A 12516-nucleotide genomic window follows, 5' to 3' on the forward strand; every position below is an offset into this window, starting at 1 on the left:
AAAGCTTGGCCATGAGCAAAATGCTGATGACCACCCGCCATCGGGCCGACGAACGCTTCCACGAGGCCAAGTGTTGGGACCGGTGGTTTGGCGAGGTGGCCCGCGCGCGAGCCGACTTCGCCGACTATCTGCGCGACGAGGAGCCGTGGGAGCCGCTCTCCAACGAAACCGCCAGCATGAGCGTCCTGGCGACGGCCGCTGTGCGCGCGGGACTTCTGGCCACGACCGAGACGCTCTGCTGGAAGCATCAGAGCGACCATCGTAAGGCCTGTCGCGGCGGTCGCTTGGATCTGTGGGTCGCCGATCCGGTGTTCCGACGCGCCTGGGCGTTCGAGGCCAAGCAGATCGACGCCCGACCCGGGACGCGCGAGGCAACCATCGAGGACGCCTTCACAAGGGCGAGGCACGATGCGTGGGAGGTCACCGGCGCGGAGGGCGATCGGTTCATGGGGCTGCTGGTGGTGACCCTGCCACGCGACAAGGACACCACGGCGCTGCGCGAGCGCCTGGTGAGGTTTGCTCACACGAAAACGGCGTTCGCGTGGGAGGTTGGCGGCGGCCCTGAGTGCAAGCCGGCCTTCTTCTTCATCGACGAGGCGATCAAGCCCAAGAAGGCCAAGGCCCCGACGGCCGCCTAACGCTACTTGGCCAAGACCCGAAGCAGACTAGAAGCCGCCCATGCCTGCAGCTGCTCTGTCCGCCGTCATTCTCGCCTGCACCGCGCCGGCCGTCCACGACGGCGACACCCTACGCTGCGACGGCGAGCGCATTCGTCTTTTCGGGGTCGACGCGCCTGAGGTGCGCCGAGGAAAGAAGCCGGCCGAGCCCTTCGCCGACCAGGCCCGTGATGAGCTGATCCGACTGACCCGCGGTCGGGTCGGATGCCGCCCGGTCGACCTTGATCGCTACGGCCGCATCGTCGCCAAGTGCTGGTCCACCGCAACGCCGGACGTCAACGCCGCTCTCATTCGCTCGGGTCTGGCCGTCGAGTACAAACGCTACAGCCAGGGCGCCTACGCCAAAGCTGAGGGCGAGGCCAGGGCAGCCCATCGTGGCCGGTGGGCGAGGCCCGCCCGCTGACTAGCCGCCAGGGGCGACGACCGGCTCGACCCAGTACCCGCTGGCGTCCAGCACCCGCCGGCCGGCGAGCACGGCGCGCTTGTGATGGCGATAGAGATCGACGGTGCTGACCAGGTCCTGGCGCAGCGCCGGAAGCCGGCTGAAGGACTGACCGCTCATCAGGCGGTCCTTCAGCGTATCGAGATCCTCCAGCGACAAGGCCTCCAGGTCCCTTCGCGAATAGACGTCGCAGCCTGGCAGAAGGGCCGGCGCCAGGTCGGCGAGCATCTGCTGGCGGCGCGCGACGCTGTCGCGGATCCTGATCGTGCGCTCATCTTCCAGCCGCGCGAGCTCGCGCGCGTCGAAGGCGGCGAGCCACTTGCGGGGAGAAAGGCTGTCGATCAGGCGGCGCAGCATGGCGTTTCCATCTCACACGAGAGCCGATAACGCGAGCCCCGCGCTTTCGGCGCAAGGCCGGCTCGCCTAAGATCGGGCGCTACAGGAGACCCGCTTGTCAGACCCCGCCCGCGCCGACCCTCACGCCGCCTTCTTTGCCCCCGCCCACGATGAGAGCCTCTGGACGCAGGCGCCTTGGATCCTCGAGCACCAGGTCGACGACACGCCAGGCGACTACGACATCAAGCTCGTGACAGTCTGGCTGCGACCGCCCCGTGCTTCGGAGATCGCTGGCGTCGAGCGCACACTGCGGCCGGCGCCCGACCGCCCCCACGACATCGAGTTCCACAATGTCGGTCACGCGCCCGAGCTTGGTTTTTGGCACTTCCATCCCCGGATCGAGGCGTTCGAGGTCGAGCACGACGAGGACGATGGAGCGGCCTGGTGGGCGCGGATCTGGCTGAGGCAAGGCCCATGATCACCGCCGTCCGCTCCGCCCTGATCTGCGACAAGGTCGAGCGCCGCGAGGGCGGCTTGACCGACTATCTGGGCGTCCACGGTTTCAAGATGCTGGCCGACAGCCGGCCTGGCCTCTTCGAGGTCTGGCTGACGCTGCACGTCGACGTCGACAAGCGCCCGACCAAAGGACAGGTGAGCGTCAGCGCCGCCGACCTTGGTCTGATCGTCCCGTTCGCGTTCACGACCGAGCGGGGGATGAGCGTCATCGCCTTTCCGATCTACATCCCGGTCCAGGCGCCCGATACCTTGACGGTGACCATCACCGATGCGGACCGGCGCGACCGGCCGATGCGGTTCAAGTGGTCGCTCGGCTTTGCTCCGGGCGCCAAGGTGCTCGATGCCGAACACGGCCAGCTTGTTCTCTCCGAAGCCGCCAAGGCCAACGCCAAGGTGCTGGCCTCCCTGGCCAAGCCATCGCTTCCCCACTGAGGCCCCCCGATGTGCAATCTCTACAGCCTCAAGACCGGCGATCTCTTCGACCTTTGGACCAAGGCCTTGAAGCTGCCGGTGGTCTGGGAGGGTCAGGCCAGCAACGTCGAGCCCAAGCCCGAGATCAGGATGACGGAGGCGGCGCCGATCCTGCGTCACGTCGGCGATCATGCGGTGGTGTCGATGACCAAGTGGGGCTGGCCGGGGCCCAAGGGGCCGGTCTTCAACTTCGTCACCGAGGGGCGGGATTTTTCCGCCAGCGACCGGGTGCTGATCCCTACCGACGGCTTCTATGAGTTCACCGCCCCGCAAGCTGGCCAGAAGCGCAAGACGAGGTGGAAGTTTACCTTGCCCGGAGACCCGGTCTTCTGGATCGCCGGCATCGTCAAGAACGACTGCTGGACCATGCTGACCACTGCACCTGGCCCGGACATCGCGCCCTACCACGACCGTCAGGTCGTGGTGCTGCCCGCCGAGCGCGGGCGCGAATGGCTGGACCTTTCGCGGCCACAGTCGGAGATCCTCACCGCTTTGCCGGGCGGTAGTCTTGCCGTCGAACGTGACTTTCCGCCGCCCGAGCCGGCGGGTCTTTTCGGATGAGCGACCACTACCAGGCCTATTGGCGCGACATGGTGCGCGACGGCGTTCAGGCGCTGGGCTTCTTCGTGCAGAAAAGCGTGGGCCCGCCGCAGCTCATGGCTGATCTGGCGGACGTCGAACTCGAGGACAGCTGGAAGCGGCGCGCGGCCTACGCGGCCCTAGCCGTTCATAAGGAGGCGGTGCTCGAGACCGCCGGCCCGCTCGCACTGACGCGCGCGGCGTTACTGGCGGCCCTGGAGAAGCGCCCGGCCATGGACGAGCTGTCCGCCTATCAAGAGGCCCTCATCGAGGCCGTCTGGCAGGCGGTGAAGGCCGATCCAGCGCCGAGGATCGAGGCGCTTGGCTACGCCGAGGATTGACCTCAGCTTGGAACCCGGACGTAGACCGTCCGCGGCCCACGCAGCAGCAGGCCAAGCAGGATGCCGACCCCGACCGCGGCGGTGACGGCCAGGAGCGGCTTTTCGCGCAGCTTCTCCTCGGCCAGCTGGCGGGCCTCGTCGAAATGCTTGCGGCCACCGGCATAGAGTTCCTTTGCGCCATCCTTGAGATTGTCGTAGGCGTGGCGGGCGTCGTTGGCCGCGTCGTCGAGCTTGGCCTTGGCGGTGGCACGATGGCGGGCGGTGAGCGCCGCGGGCGCCGTCGTCGGGATATCGGTCATGGGTCCTGCTCCTGAGGTCGGGGGTGCGGGGCATCAAGGGGTGAGCGCAAACAGGAGTTCCCTTGCGGCGCCTAGGCCATGAATCCTTTGGCGGCTCCGGTGCGTTGTATTGGCAACGGAGGACCCATGCCCCAAGCCGCCAACGATCGTCGCTTTTCGGTTCACGCCCGTCACACCGGCCGCCATCAGACCCGGGTGATCTCCGAGCCCAGCTTCGAGGCCGCGGCCATCGCGTATGTCGAGGACCTGGCCCTGGCGCCTGAGGACGACGGCGAGATCAGCGTCATCGTCCAGGATCTCGACGGCGGTGGTCAGCACTGCTTCCGCATCGATCTGGACACCGGCAAGGCCGCGCCTTGCGGCTAAAGCGAACGAAACGCCGTCCGCGTCGTTGACTCCCAGCGCCAAGCGGCGCGCTGGAGGAACGCGACATGGCCTACCGCCCAACTTGGCAGGGACACCTTCGCCTGTCCCTCGTGACCTGCCCGGTAGCCCTCTACACCGCCACCGACAGCGGCGGCGACGTGCATTTCAATCTGATCAATCCCAAGACTAACAACCGCATCAAGATGATCACGACGGATCCCGACACCGGGCCCATCGAGCGCGCGGATTTGGTCAAGGGCTATGAGATCTCCAAGGGCGAATACATCCTGCTGACACAGGACGAGATCAACAGCGTCAAGCTGGAGAGCACCAAGACCATCGACATCGAGCGGTTCGTGCCCGCCGACGAGATCGATCGCGTCTATTGGGACAACCCCTACTATCTGGCGCCGGACGGCAAGCTGGCGCAGGAGGCCTTCGCGGTGATCCGCGAGGCAATGGAGCGCTCGGGCCAGATCGCCCTTGGCCGGGTGGTGATGTCCACCCGTGAGCGCCTGCTGGCCCTGGAGCCGCGCGGTAAGGGAATCCTCGCCTACACCCTTCGCACAGACGCCGAGGTGCGCAAGGAAGACGAGATCTTCGAGGGCATCAGCGACAAGGCGCCCGACAAAGCGATGATCGCCATCGCCGAGAAGATCATCGAGCAGCAGGAAGGCCCGTTCGATCCCAGCCAGTTCGTCGACCGCTACGAGGAAGCCCTCAAGGAGCTGATCAAGGCCAAGCAGAAGGGCCACAAGGTCGAGAAGGTCGCAGAGCCGGAGGACACCAACGTCGTGGACCTGATGGCGGCCCTACGCGCGAGCCTGGGCGGCAAGGCCCCGGCCTCGTCCGGCAAGACGCAATCCAGGACCGCCGCCAAGGCAAGCAAACCCGCGGCCAAGACGGCGTCGAAGCCCAAGGCCCGCAAGGCTAGCTGATCACGCCTCGCCGCCAGCGTTGGTGAACGCCCGTCGCGCGGCGACCAGGGACTTCTCGCCTTCTCGCTTGTCCTTGCGCCAGCGCGCCCGGGAGGCTTCGTCCTCGGCATCGAGCGCTGCGCGCCGACGCTCGATGTCGGCTTCCTCGTCGATCCGCCGCTGATTGATCTTGGCCAGCGCCGTCTCGGCCGCGTCCAGGGCGCGGCGGTCAGGCTTGGGGCGCGGGGGCGGCGCCTTGGTCTTCTCGACAATCTTCAGCCGCGGCCCCTGGCGCTCGGGCGCGTCCGGAACCTTCGGCAAGCCCGGCTCCAGGCTGAAGGCGTCGTTGGAGCCGACGGCGCGGCGCAGCGGCGTTTCGGGATGGGCGCTGGCCGCCTCTACGACCTGCGGATCGGTGACGAGGCTTGCGCGCCCTTCGGTGAAGAGGTTCTGGCGCGTCCCCCAGGCGGCGAGCGCGGCGATCTGGTTGGGCGCGGCGACGACCGACTCGTGGAAGCCAAACTGGGCCTGGTAAACCTTGAGCCGGCGCTTGGCGGGGGCCTTGGCCATGACGTGTCTATCCCAACTGGCTGGGGACGGGCCGGTCAGTCGGCGCCATTGCCAGGATCGTCGGCCGTCGGATCGTGCGTCGCGTCGGTCTTCTTGTTGGGGTCGAGGGCGGGATGGGGCGGCGCCTCCTGGCCGGCGGGGTGGGGGCGTTCGGGCGTTTGGGGAGCGTTGTCGGGGTCCTGGCTCATCGGTGTCTCCTTGGCCGCGCCGCCGGCTTGGCCGATCGCGGCGCCGGGGCGTTAAAGGCCAATCCCCGTCGCCCAGGCCGGTTCCGCCCCGTGAAGATCGCAACCTTCAACATCAACAACGTGGTCCGCCGGTTCGACAATCTGGTCGACTGGCTCGACGAGGCTCAGCCCGACATCGTCTGCCTCCAGGAACTGAAGGCCGAGACCAGCGCGTTTCCGCGCCAAGCCCTGGAGCAGATGGGGTACGGCGCGGCGGTGGTTGGGCAGCGTAGCTGGAACGGGGTTGCGATCCTGGCGCGCGACGCAGTGCCCGTGGTGACCCGCACCGCCCTGCCGGGCGATCCCGCGGACGGCCAGGCGCGCTATGTCGAAGCCGCGGTCCGGGGAGTGATCATCGGCTGCCTTTATCTCCCCAACGGCAATCCAAGGCCTGGTCCCAAGTTCGACTACAAAATGGCCTGGTTCGAGCGCCTGATCGCTCACGCCCAGACCCTGATGTCCAGCAGCGCGCCGGTGGTTCTGGCCGGGGACTACAACGTCGTGCAGACCGAGGCCGACATCTATCAGCCCCATAGCTGGAAGGGCGATGCGCTGCTTCAGCCGCAAAGCCGCGCGGCGTTCGCAAAGCTTTTGGACCAGGGATGGATCGACGCCTTGCGGGCGATCCATCCGGACGGGCCGCTCTGGACGTTCTGGGCCTATCTTCGCAATCGCTGGCCGGCCGACAAGGGTCTACGCCTGGACCACTTGCTGATCAGTCCCGATCTTGGCGAGCGCCTTTTGGAGGCTGGGGTGGACCGCTGGGTGCGGGGACAGGCCGAGGCCAGCGACCATGCGCCGGCTTGGATCGAGCTCGATCTTTAGGCCCGTGCTCGCGTCGGCCAAAGCCGCTTTACGGGCGGGGCCAAGCATAGACCTCGTTGACCATCGCCATGATCAACAACACCAGCACGATGAAGGCGCAAACCAAGCAGCCAACGCCGAGCGTAGTGAAGAAGCGACCCGAGCGTCTGCGGTGGACCATTATGCCTCGTGTTCCCCCCAGCTAGGTCGGTGATGCTTACCGCGATTCTAAATGTATGTTCGTGATTTGTTCGTGCCTGGCGCTGGCGTCAGGGTTGGAGCGTCGGTGCTCGCCCGGCGGCTAGATCGCCGCGGGCAGACCTGCCGAAATTTGGGGAAGAAGGGGCGACCCGGCGCATCAGTCGGGGGGCATAGGCGCCGGGCCGCTGTCTTCCGGAGAAGACCTGTTACCAACCGTCGTTGGGCCATTGGGTTCCGGGCCGGCGGCTCTCGACCCTTTGCCGAAGTTGGTCTCGATCAATCCTTCGGACACAGGCCCTTGGGCGTCCAAGCCGAGGTGAGCGTCGTTGGGGGGCTGCCGTCTCCATGCAGGATTAAGGCGAAGCCCTGTCGCGTGTCCTGGCCAATCGCCATCAACAACATGGGCGGCCCCTGCCGCACCAGTAGCGAATGCCCTGCGCCACGGGCGACCTGGGCACCATCGGGCGTCTCAAGGCAGCTTCCGCCGCTGACCGCGTAGAACGCTTCGGGTCCGGAGTGGACATGAACAGGCGCGGTCATGCCGGGCGTAAACGTCGATTTCAGGTATTCGGCGCTGAAGTTGCCCTGCACGGTCCCGACTGGAAGCGGGCCGACGTCGGCGAGATGGACGCCGCCTTCGAGTTGGCGTCCCTTGGCACCTAGGTCGAACAGCCAGACCCTGCCGAAGGCCTGTGCGACTACGCCATGTTGCGGCTTGGCGTGTTCGGCGGCTTCGACGTCGGCAAAGGTGTAGATATTCCAGTAGAGCGGCGTCTGAGGCAGCGCCCCAAGTTCCTGGTGTGCGACAAGGCAAGCCGGTCCCGGCGTCTCTCCAGCTTGTCCAGAACAGGTTCGCGACGTCGCCTGGGCGTTGGCCGTCAGCGGCGTCATAGCGACCAAGGCGAGCGCGCCGAGTATTCCCGCCAACGCCTTTGGTGAAATCCAGATCATGGTCTGCCTTGCCGATGAAGAGCCGTCGTGAAGGTGCCTCATGTAATGTCCGCTAGCCACCCTTAGCCGACATAAGATCCGTCCGTTTCTGGCGGGTTGGTAGCGGTGGATGTCCCCGCCGCAGGGGCGGATGGTGACCGAGACAGCCACGTTCCCGATCTGACCCGCCTAATCGGCCAGCGGGTCGGCTTGCCACGCTCTGTGGCCGGTCGCCATTTCGCCCCAAGGCGCCTTTGCATTTGCTCAGGTGACGATGACCCGCTCGGGCGCGGCCGTCAGCTCCTCGTACTCGCCGATCGCCAGGCCCTGCTGGGCGACCTGCGCCCGGGTGATGATGTGGGTGTCGTTGGCTCTTGCAACACGCACGCGCACGCCGCGATAGCGCTGGCCGCGAACCGCCGAGGTGGTCTCGGTGCGGATCTCGGTACCGTAGAGCTTGTCGTTGAGCAGCAGCAGGCCCGGCCGCAGGCCATCGTCGCCCTTGGCGAGCGCCTCGGCGGTCATCTCGTCCAGCTCTTTGTCGATCTCTTCCTTGGTCATCGAACCGCTCTAGGGCGATTCCTCCGCGCCGGCGCCCAAAGCGCCGGCGCGCCCGGCGAGGGTTCCTGTAGCGGGCAAGCTCGTGAACGCCCTGCTGTCATGACGGCCGCCCCGGAAACCGGGGCGGCTTTGTTCTCACGCCCCAGAAAACACATGCAATCGCCCGCTCGGGGCAGCGAGCGAGAAGACATCGCCATTGATCTGCGCGTCCCGGGCCATGGCCTCGTAATCGATGTAGTGGCGCAAGGCCTCCGGGATCTGGATCGTCTCCTCGGTCAGGTCCTGGAGGTAGTCGGCCAAGCTGTCGAAAACACCGCGATAGCCGTCTTCGATCACGCGCCCGGCCTCGTCGAGGTCGCCACTGACGTGGGCCAGCACCAAGGCCCCCAGCTCGCCGCGCTCGCGCAGGAACGCGGCGATCTCCACCACCTTGTCGATGCAGGCGTATTCGCCGATCCCCACCCCGCCAAAACCCTCGTAATCGTGGATCGCGTGTTCCTCGGCCGAGGGGATGGGCGAGGCCTTCAGCATCGCGTTGATGGCCTCCCACACCGCGTCGGCGTCATCGCCAACCTCGATCCAGACTCCGTGCAGGCGTCCAGAGTTGTAGGCCGCCAGGCAGGCGACATAGATGCGGGGCTCCAGGGTTTCACCGGCCTTGCCCATGGCTTTCCTCCTTGAGGCAGGGGTTCGTCATCGAACCCTTGCCCGTCGGCGAGACCGGGGGTGCAAGCGGAGGGCCGGCTTCGCGGGGACCCGGCTGCAGGACCCGCAGGGGCCGAAGCTGGGCGGAAGCCGGTTCGAAGCGCGCCCGGGGCGGAGCCCCAAGCCCTGGACGCGCAGCAGCCAGACAACCAGAAGTCCGCGCTTTGCGCGCCTTCCCGTCTTCCTAAGCCCGATGCAAGCCGCTAGCTTGGCCGTGCGAGGAAGCCGCCCATCATGCTGCTCGACATTCCCCTGCCCGATCGCGAGCAGCCGCTGGAAATGATCTGGCCGTCTCCAGCCGGGCCCGTCGGCGTCCTGAGATTTGAGACGCCAGACCAGTGGCGCGCCTTTATCGACAAGCTGGGCGTCCACCCGGCAATTCCCCAGATCGTCATCGGCAAGTTCGCCCGCGCCCAGACCCTGTATCTGCTGGGTTGGATCGATCTTGGCCTCGTCAAAGCCGGTGAACTGGCCGCCTTGATCGCTCTCGAATTGGCCCTGACCGACCGCTACGGCGGGGCCTATCCGGAGAAGAAGCCAAGCTTCGCCACGCTACTCCGTCATCTCGTCCAGAAGGACGGGCTGACCGATGGGGCGATCCCCATGGTGGCCAAGTGCGGCGGGACCGCGGTCGGGCAACTGATCGGCGATGTGCGGCCAACCCTGGCCGAACGCCGTAACAGCCTGGCGCACGGCGACCCCTTCGAGGGCTGGCCGACGAGCGGTCTGCTGGAACTGGCGCGCGACCTGATCAACTACGCCTATCGCGGCTACATCCGCGAACTTGCTGGCCAGGACGCCGCTTCATGACCCCGTTTCGCTGGAAGAACTGCTTTGCCGATGTCCAGGCAAGCCAGCACGACCTGACGATCCAATCCTATTTCGACGACGTCATATCGCCAGCCCTGGCCACCCTCGAAGCGCGTATCGCCGAGCTTGGCCGCAGCGATGATCCGGGCGACCGCTTCGCCCAATCCGACATGGAGGACGTCCTGCGCGAGGCGAAGCTGGCGTTCGGCCTCTCGATCCAATCGATCTGGGAGCGCCAACTGCGCGGCTATCTGAGTGGTTGCGCCAGGGATCTGCGGCCCGACGAGCCTTTCGCGGCCAAGATCGAGAAGGCCGTCTGGGACAAGCTGTGCAAGATTTTCCGGACGCTGCGCGGCATCAGGCTCGAAGCGTTCCCTGCCTTTGCCGCGCTCGACATGCTTCACCACCTGGGGAACGCTTGCCGCCACGGCGACGGCGACTCGGCGATCAAGCTGGCCAACCTGTGTCCCGATCTTTGGCCGACGGTTCCACCGCTGCCGCCCGAGTTCGATCCGCCGCCGCCCAGCCCGCCGCCCGTGGCGGCCATGGATATTCCGGTCGAGCGCCTGGCATGGTTGGTCGCCGCCATCGCCCAGTTCTGGCGGGACGCGGAGTATATCTACAACGAGAGCATCGAGACCAAGCACCCCAGTCTCGAAGCCCACCTCGTCCGGGAACGCGCCGAGCGCCACTGGACGCCGCAGGCGCATGCGGACGACGTCGCATGACCCTCGACCAGCAGATGCTCGCCGCCCTGCGGGCGCTTTGGGCGATCCCCGCACCGGGCCCGCGCAGCCTCCAGTCCGCTCCGGCCTTCATGGAGCTCTCAAAGCTGTGCGAAACGCGCTACGGTCGCGGCGCGGCCAGGTTCGCGCTGAGCACGGCGTTGCGGTCGCTGGGCCTGCCCTGCACGCTACCGGCCGTCCACGCTAACCTGGCCCAGGATCCCGAACAGGCGGCCCTGGCCCTCGACGCCGCCTTCACCCAAACGCGGTGCGTGCGCCGGCATATGTGTCCGCTCGATCTGGCCGACGATCTGCCGCCGCTGGCGTTCGGTCCTGTCCGCGTCGGTCGGTTCAGCGCCGACGAGCTGGCGCGTCTGTTCGACGCGCCGCGCCTAGCGAGGAATTTTCCGGCAAAACCCTTGGACACCGTCGGGCTGGCCCAATTCCACTGGCTGGTGGTTGAGGAAGACATCGAGATCGACCCGCGCCCGGAGGCCCGCTCAATCCCGGCCCTGTTCATGGACATGAGCCGTGATGTCGGCGAGATCGACCCCCATCTGGGCCGCTTCCCGCAGAGCGTCGAGGCGGCGCTGTTCTTCCTGCTGCTGGCGCCTTGGGAGGCGTGGTCGACAATGCTGGAAGTCGATTGGCGCGGCTTTCGCCTGCCCTGGATCTATACGATCGACGAAGACCTGTTCAGTTGGCCCAAACCGCCTCCCAATCCTGACAGCTTGAGCTTGGAGCCCTGGATCGTCCAGGACCATGATGGCGAGGATATCGAGCTGGAGCGGCCCACGACCTTTCCCTTGGTCGACGAAGCCAAGGCGGGGTTGTCGCGCTGCACCGAGGCCGCCTGGACCGCGCTACGGACGGCGCGGGCGACGGATCTCTTCGAGACCCCCATCGCCCACTTCCTGGTGCGGGCGTTTCTGGCAGACGGCATGGATGAGGTGATGGCCCATATGACTGCCATCGAAGCCGCGGTCGGGATGGAAGCCGATCACAGGAAGAAGCTGCTTCCCAAGACCGCGCCGCATCGAGACCTGTCGGCCACCGACCGTGTGGCGGCCAGGGTCGCGGGTCTGCTGGACGATCCCGCAAGCGCGCAGCTCTACAAGGACCTTTTCGAACTGCGCAGCGCGTTCGTCCATGGGCGCGCGGGCTTGCAGAAGGTGTCGACGCCGCAGCAGGTCAGCGCGCGCGAACTTGCGCGCCGCACCGCTCGCGCCCTCGTCGACGTGGCCCAGGACGGTCGTCCCAGGAGCGACGCCATGGCCGGCCTGCTCGACAAGGGCGTAGCCGTTCTTGCCGCGAGCAAGGCCAAGGGCTCGCCCTGAGAGGCGCGCCAAAGCCGCCCCTTCCGCGCCCTCAGTCCCAGAGGTCCTTGTGCAGCCATTTCCTGGCGTTGCAGAGGAAATCCTCGGCCTGAGCGGGGCTCAGGCGTCTTATGGAGTAGGGAATCAGCCAGATCGCGCCGCGGCTTGTCGCCGAGACCCGCCCGGAGATTGTTGGCGCCGACACGCGGTCCGGCATGCAGATAGACCTGCTCGGGTTCGCGCTTCAGATAGTAGCCGAGCCGGTGGGCGACGTCATAGACGAGCAGCGGTGCGCGGCCGGGATCAAAAGCCCAAGCGTGCTCCACCGCGACTCGGAGCGCCTCAAAGTCCGCTGCTCCGCGCAGCGCCGCCTTATGAGCCGCCAGATCCTTGCCCAGTTGGCGCAATTGCACCGCGCTATAGGGCCGCTGGTGACGGTCTCGTCCGCCCACGCGACCGTACATGAACATCGCCCGATCGCAGGCGGCTTCCATGGACAGCCCTTCTTTGCCCCACCAGGCGCGCTCGAGATCGGGGCGGTCTCCACGAACCTCAAGGAAGTGATCGACCATCTCGGCGAGCGTCCGGCAGGCGCCGAAGTCGAACGCGGGTCCTGCCCCGCAGGCGCCGCTACTTTCTGATCCGCAAGCCGTCATGGTCTCCCCAGAAACCTCTTGAGCTGACGCTATGAGCATGGTCCCGCGGGACGACTACAGCGCCAAT

Annotated in this window: 20 protein-coding genes; 13 read left to right on the plus strand and 7 right to left on the minus strand. The window is 66.7% G+C overall.

Translation table 11 applies throughout. From position 1 onward, the window contains the following. The first annotated feature begins 11 nt into the window (after positions 1 to 11). Both I4Q42_RS16135 and I4Q42_RS16140 read left to right on the plus strand, forming a co-directional pair. A complete protein-coding gene (locus tag I4Q42_RS16135; RefSeq protein ID WP_198577105.1) occupies positions 12 to 638 on the plus strand; it encodes a hypothetical protein in 627 nt (208 codons plus the stop codon). A gap of 40 nt (positions 639 to 678) precedes the next feature. Beyond that, the gene (locus tag I4Q42_RS16140) at positions 679 to 1080 is read left to right on the plus strand and encodes a thermonuclease family protein (RefSeq protein WP_198577106.1); all 402 of its coding nucleotides are present in this window, start codon (positions 679 to 681) and stop codon (positions 1078 to 1080) included. Here the strand turns inward: I4Q42_RS16140 and I4Q42_RS16145 are convergent, their stop codons facing one another. Then, positions 1081 to 1476 carry a hypothetical protein gene (locus tag I4Q42_RS16145; RefSeq protein WP_198577107.1) on the minus strand — a complete coding sequence of 132 codons (396 nt, stop codon included), beginning with the start codon at positions 1474 to 1476 and terminating at the stop codon, positions 1081 to 1083. It abuts the gene before it with no gap. Between the two features lie 94 nt (positions 1477 to 1570). Here I4Q42_RS16145 and I4Q42_RS16150 point away from each other — a divergent pair, with 94 nt between their 5' ends. Genes I4Q42_RS16150 through I4Q42_RS16165 form a run of 4 tightly spaced genes read left to right on the plus strand, consistent with a single transcriptional unit; the run spans position 1571 to position 3362 of the window. Further along, positions 1571 to 1933, plus strand: coding sequence for a hypothetical protein (locus tag I4Q42_RS16150; protein ID WP_198577108.1), 363 nt, complete (start codon positions 1571 to 1573; stop codon positions 1931 to 1933). Further along, positions 1930 to 2403, plus strand: coding sequence for a hypothetical protein (locus I4Q42_RS16155; protein ID WP_198577109.1), 474 nt, complete (start codon positions 1930 to 1932; stop codon positions 2401 to 2403). Before I4Q42_RS16150 ends, I4Q42_RS16155 begins: the two co-directional genes overlap by 4 nt. Before the next feature lie 9 nt (positions 2404 to 2412). Continuing rightward, positions 2413 to 3003 carry an SOS response-associated peptidase family protein gene (locus I4Q42_RS16160; RefSeq protein WP_198577110.1) on the plus strand — a complete coding sequence of 197 codons (591 nt, stop codon included), beginning with the start codon at positions 2413 to 2415 and terminating at the stop codon, positions 3001 to 3003. Further along, complete coding sequence (locus I4Q42_RS16165; RefSeq protein ID WP_198577111.1) at positions 3000 to 3362, plus strand: hypothetical protein; 363 nt, start codon at positions 3000 to 3002, stop codon at positions 3360 to 3362. The genes I4Q42_RS16160 and I4Q42_RS16165 overlap by 4 nt, the downstream gene beginning before the upstream one ends. 2 nt (positions 3363 to 3364) lie before the next feature. Here I4Q42_RS16165 and I4Q42_RS16170 read toward each other — a convergent pair whose 3' ends face one another. Then, positions 3365 to 3661, minus strand: coding sequence for a hypothetical protein (locus I4Q42_RS16170; RefSeq protein WP_198577112.1), 297 nt, complete (start codon positions 3659 to 3661; stop codon positions 3365 to 3367). A 126-nt stretch (positions 3662 to 3787) separates the two neighbouring features. Here I4Q42_RS16170 and I4Q42_RS16175 point away from each other — a divergent pair, with 126 nt between their 5' ends. Continuing rightward, positions 3788 to 4027: a DUF5961 family protein gene (locus I4Q42_RS16175; protein WP_198577168.1), complete on the plus strand. Its 240-nt coding sequence runs from the start codon at positions 3788 to 3790 to the stop codon at positions 4025 to 4027. Between the two features lie 65 nt (positions 4028 to 4092). Then, a complete protein-coding gene (gene ku, locus I4Q42_RS16180) occupies positions 4093 to 4965 on the plus strand; it encodes a non-homologous end joining protein Ku (RefSeq protein WP_198577113.1) in 873 nt (290 codons plus the stop codon). Here the strand turns inward: ku and I4Q42_RS16185 are convergent, their stop codons facing one another. Together I4Q42_RS16185 and I4Q42_RS16190 are read right to left on the minus strand one after the other, a co-directional pair. Then, complete coding sequence (locus tag I4Q42_RS16185) at positions 4966 to 5514, minus strand: hypothetical protein (protein ID WP_198577114.1); 549 nt, start codon at positions 5512 to 5514, stop codon at positions 4966 to 4968. A 35-nt stretch (positions 5515 to 5549) separates the two neighbouring features. Then, on the minus strand, positions 5550 to 5702 hold the full coding sequence (locus I4Q42_RS16190) for a hypothetical protein (protein WP_198577115.1): 153 nt from the start codon (positions 5700 to 5702) through the stop codon (positions 5550 to 5552). A gap of 27 nt (positions 5703 to 5729) precedes the next feature. Between I4Q42_RS16190 and I4Q42_RS16195 the strand changes: the two genes are divergently transcribed. After that, positions 5730 to 6566, plus strand: coding sequence for an exodeoxyribonuclease III (locus I4Q42_RS16195; protein WP_232793198.1), 837 nt, complete (start codon positions 5730 to 5732; stop codon positions 6564 to 6566). Between the two features lie 456 nt (positions 6567 to 7022). On the opposite strand, the gene I4Q42_RS16200 is transcribed toward I4Q42_RS16195, so the two are convergent. The 3 genes from I4Q42_RS16200 to I4Q42_RS16210 form a co-directional block, all read right to left on the minus strand. Further along, on the minus strand, positions 7023 to 7697 hold the full coding sequence (locus I4Q42_RS16200) for a hypothetical protein (RefSeq protein ID WP_198577116.1): 675 nt from the start codon (positions 7695 to 7697) through the stop codon (positions 7023 to 7025). Positions 7698 to 7940: 243 nt separating this feature from the next. Beyond that, positions 7941 to 8237 carry a hypothetical protein gene (locus I4Q42_RS16205; protein ID WP_198577117.1) on the minus strand — a complete coding sequence of 99 codons (297 nt, stop codon included), beginning with the start codon at positions 8235 to 8237 and terminating at the stop codon, positions 7941 to 7943. Between the two features lie 135 nt (positions 8238 to 8372). Then, positions 8373 to 8903 (minus strand): antirestriction protein ArdA, encoded by a 531-nt coding sequence (locus tag I4Q42_RS16210; protein ID WP_198577118.1) that lies wholly within the window; start codon positions 8901 to 8903, stop codon positions 8373 to 8375. 273 nt (positions 8904 to 9176) lie between these two features. On the opposite strand from I4Q42_RS16210, the gene I4Q42_RS16215 reads away from it, so the two are divergent. From I4Q42_RS16215 to I4Q42_RS16230, 4 genes are all read left to right on the plus strand, one after another. Beyond that, entirely contained in the window at positions 9177 to 9752 is a 576-nt protein-coding gene (locus I4Q42_RS16215) for a hypothetical protein (RefSeq protein ID WP_198577119.1), read from the plus strand. Then, the gene (locus I4Q42_RS16220; RefSeq protein WP_198577120.1) at positions 9749 to 10480 is read left to right on the plus strand and encodes a hypothetical protein; all 732 of its coding nucleotides are present in this window, start codon (positions 9749 to 9751) and stop codon (positions 10478 to 10480) included. The genes I4Q42_RS16215 and I4Q42_RS16220 overlap by 4 nt, the downstream gene beginning before the upstream one ends. A 14-nt stretch (positions 10481 to 10494) precedes the next feature. After that, positions 10495 to 11814 carry a hypothetical protein gene (locus I4Q42_RS16225; RefSeq protein WP_198577121.1) on the plus strand — a complete coding sequence of 440 codons (1320 nt, stop codon included), beginning with the start codon at positions 10495 to 10497 and terminating at the stop codon, positions 11812 to 11814. 194 nt (positions 11815 to 12008) lie between these two features. Further along, complete coding sequence (locus I4Q42_RS16230) at positions 12009 to 12434, plus strand: hypothetical protein (RefSeq protein ID WP_198577122.1); 426 nt, start codon at positions 12009 to 12011, stop codon at positions 12432 to 12434. The last annotated feature ends 82 nt before the right edge of the window (positions 12435 to 12516 follow it).

Origin of the sequence: Caulobacter hibisci (genome assembly GCF_016135805.1) — a bacterium.
GTDB lineage: Bacteria > Pseudomonadota > Alphaproteobacteria > Caulobacterales > Caulobacteraceae > Caulobacter > Caulobacter hibisci.

Coding starts and splice junctions, on each gene's coding strand:
- I4Q42_RS16140 (WP_198577106.1), top strand. CDS start 679: ATGCCTGCAGCTGCTCTGTCCGCCGTCATTCTCGCCTGCACCGCGCCG.
- I4Q42_RS16230 (WP_198577122.1), top strand. CDS start 12,009: ATGCAGATAGACCTGCTCGGGTTCGCGCTTCAGATAGTAGCCGAGCCG.
- I4Q42_RS16210 (WP_198577118.1), bottom strand. CDS start 8,903: ATGGGCAAGGCCGGTGAAACCCTGGAGCCCCGCATCTATGTCGCCTGC.
- I4Q42_RS16170 (WP_198577112.1), bottom strand. CDS start 3,661: ATGACCGATATCCCGACGACGGCGCCCGCGGCGCTCACCGCCCGCCAT.
- ku (WP_198577113.1), top strand. CDS start 4,093: ATGGCCTACCGCCCAACTTGGCAGGGACACCTTCGCCTGTCCCTCGTG.
- I4Q42_RS16175 (WP_198577168.1), top strand. CDS start 3,788: ATGCCCCAAGCCGCCAACGATCGTCGCTTTTCGGTTCACGCCCGTCAC.
- I4Q42_RS16225 (WP_198577121.1), top strand. CDS start 10,495: ATGCTCGCCGCCCTGCGGGCGCTTTGGGCGATCCCCGCACCGGGCCCG.
- I4Q42_RS16200 (WP_198577116.1), bottom strand. CDS start 7,697: ATGATCTGGATTTCACCAAAGGCGTTGGCGGGAATACTCGGCGCGCTC.
- I4Q42_RS16185 (WP_198577114.1), bottom strand. CDS start 5,514: ATGGCCAAGGCCCCCGCCAAGCGCCGGCTCAAGGTTTACCAGGCCCAG.
- I4Q42_RS16220 (WP_198577120.1), top strand. CDS start 9,749: ATGACCCCGTTTCGCTGGAAGAACTGCTTTGCCGATGTCCAGGCAAGC.
- I4Q42_RS16190 (WP_198577115.1), bottom strand. CDS start 5,702: ATGAGCCAGGACCCCGACAACGCTCCCCAAACGCCCGAACGCCCCCAC.
- I4Q42_RS16165 (WP_198577111.1), top strand. CDS start 3,000: ATGAGCGACCACTACCAGGCCTATTGGCGCGACATGGTGCGCGACGGC.
- I4Q42_RS16205 (WP_198577117.1), bottom strand. CDS start 8,237: ATGACCAAGGAAGAGATCGACAAAGAGCTGGACGAGATGACCGCCGAG.
- I4Q42_RS16215 (WP_198577119.1), top strand. CDS start 9,177: ATGCTGCTCGACATTCCCCTGCCCGATCGCGAGCAGCCGCTGGAAATG.
- I4Q42_RS16145 (WP_198577107.1), bottom strand. CDS start 1,476: ATGCTGCGCCGCCTGATCGACAGCCTTTCTCCCCGCAAGTGGCTCGCC.
- I4Q42_RS16135 (WP_198577105.1), top strand. CDS start 12: ATGAGCAAAATGCTGATGACCACCCGCCATCGGGCCGACGAACGCTTC.
- I4Q42_RS16160 (WP_198577110.1), top strand. CDS start 2,413: ATGTGCAATCTCTACAGCCTCAAGACCGGCGATCTCTTCGACCTTTGG.
- I4Q42_RS16155 (WP_198577109.1), top strand. CDS start 1,930: ATGATCACCGCCGTCCGCTCCGCCCTGATCTGCGACAAGGTCGAGCGC.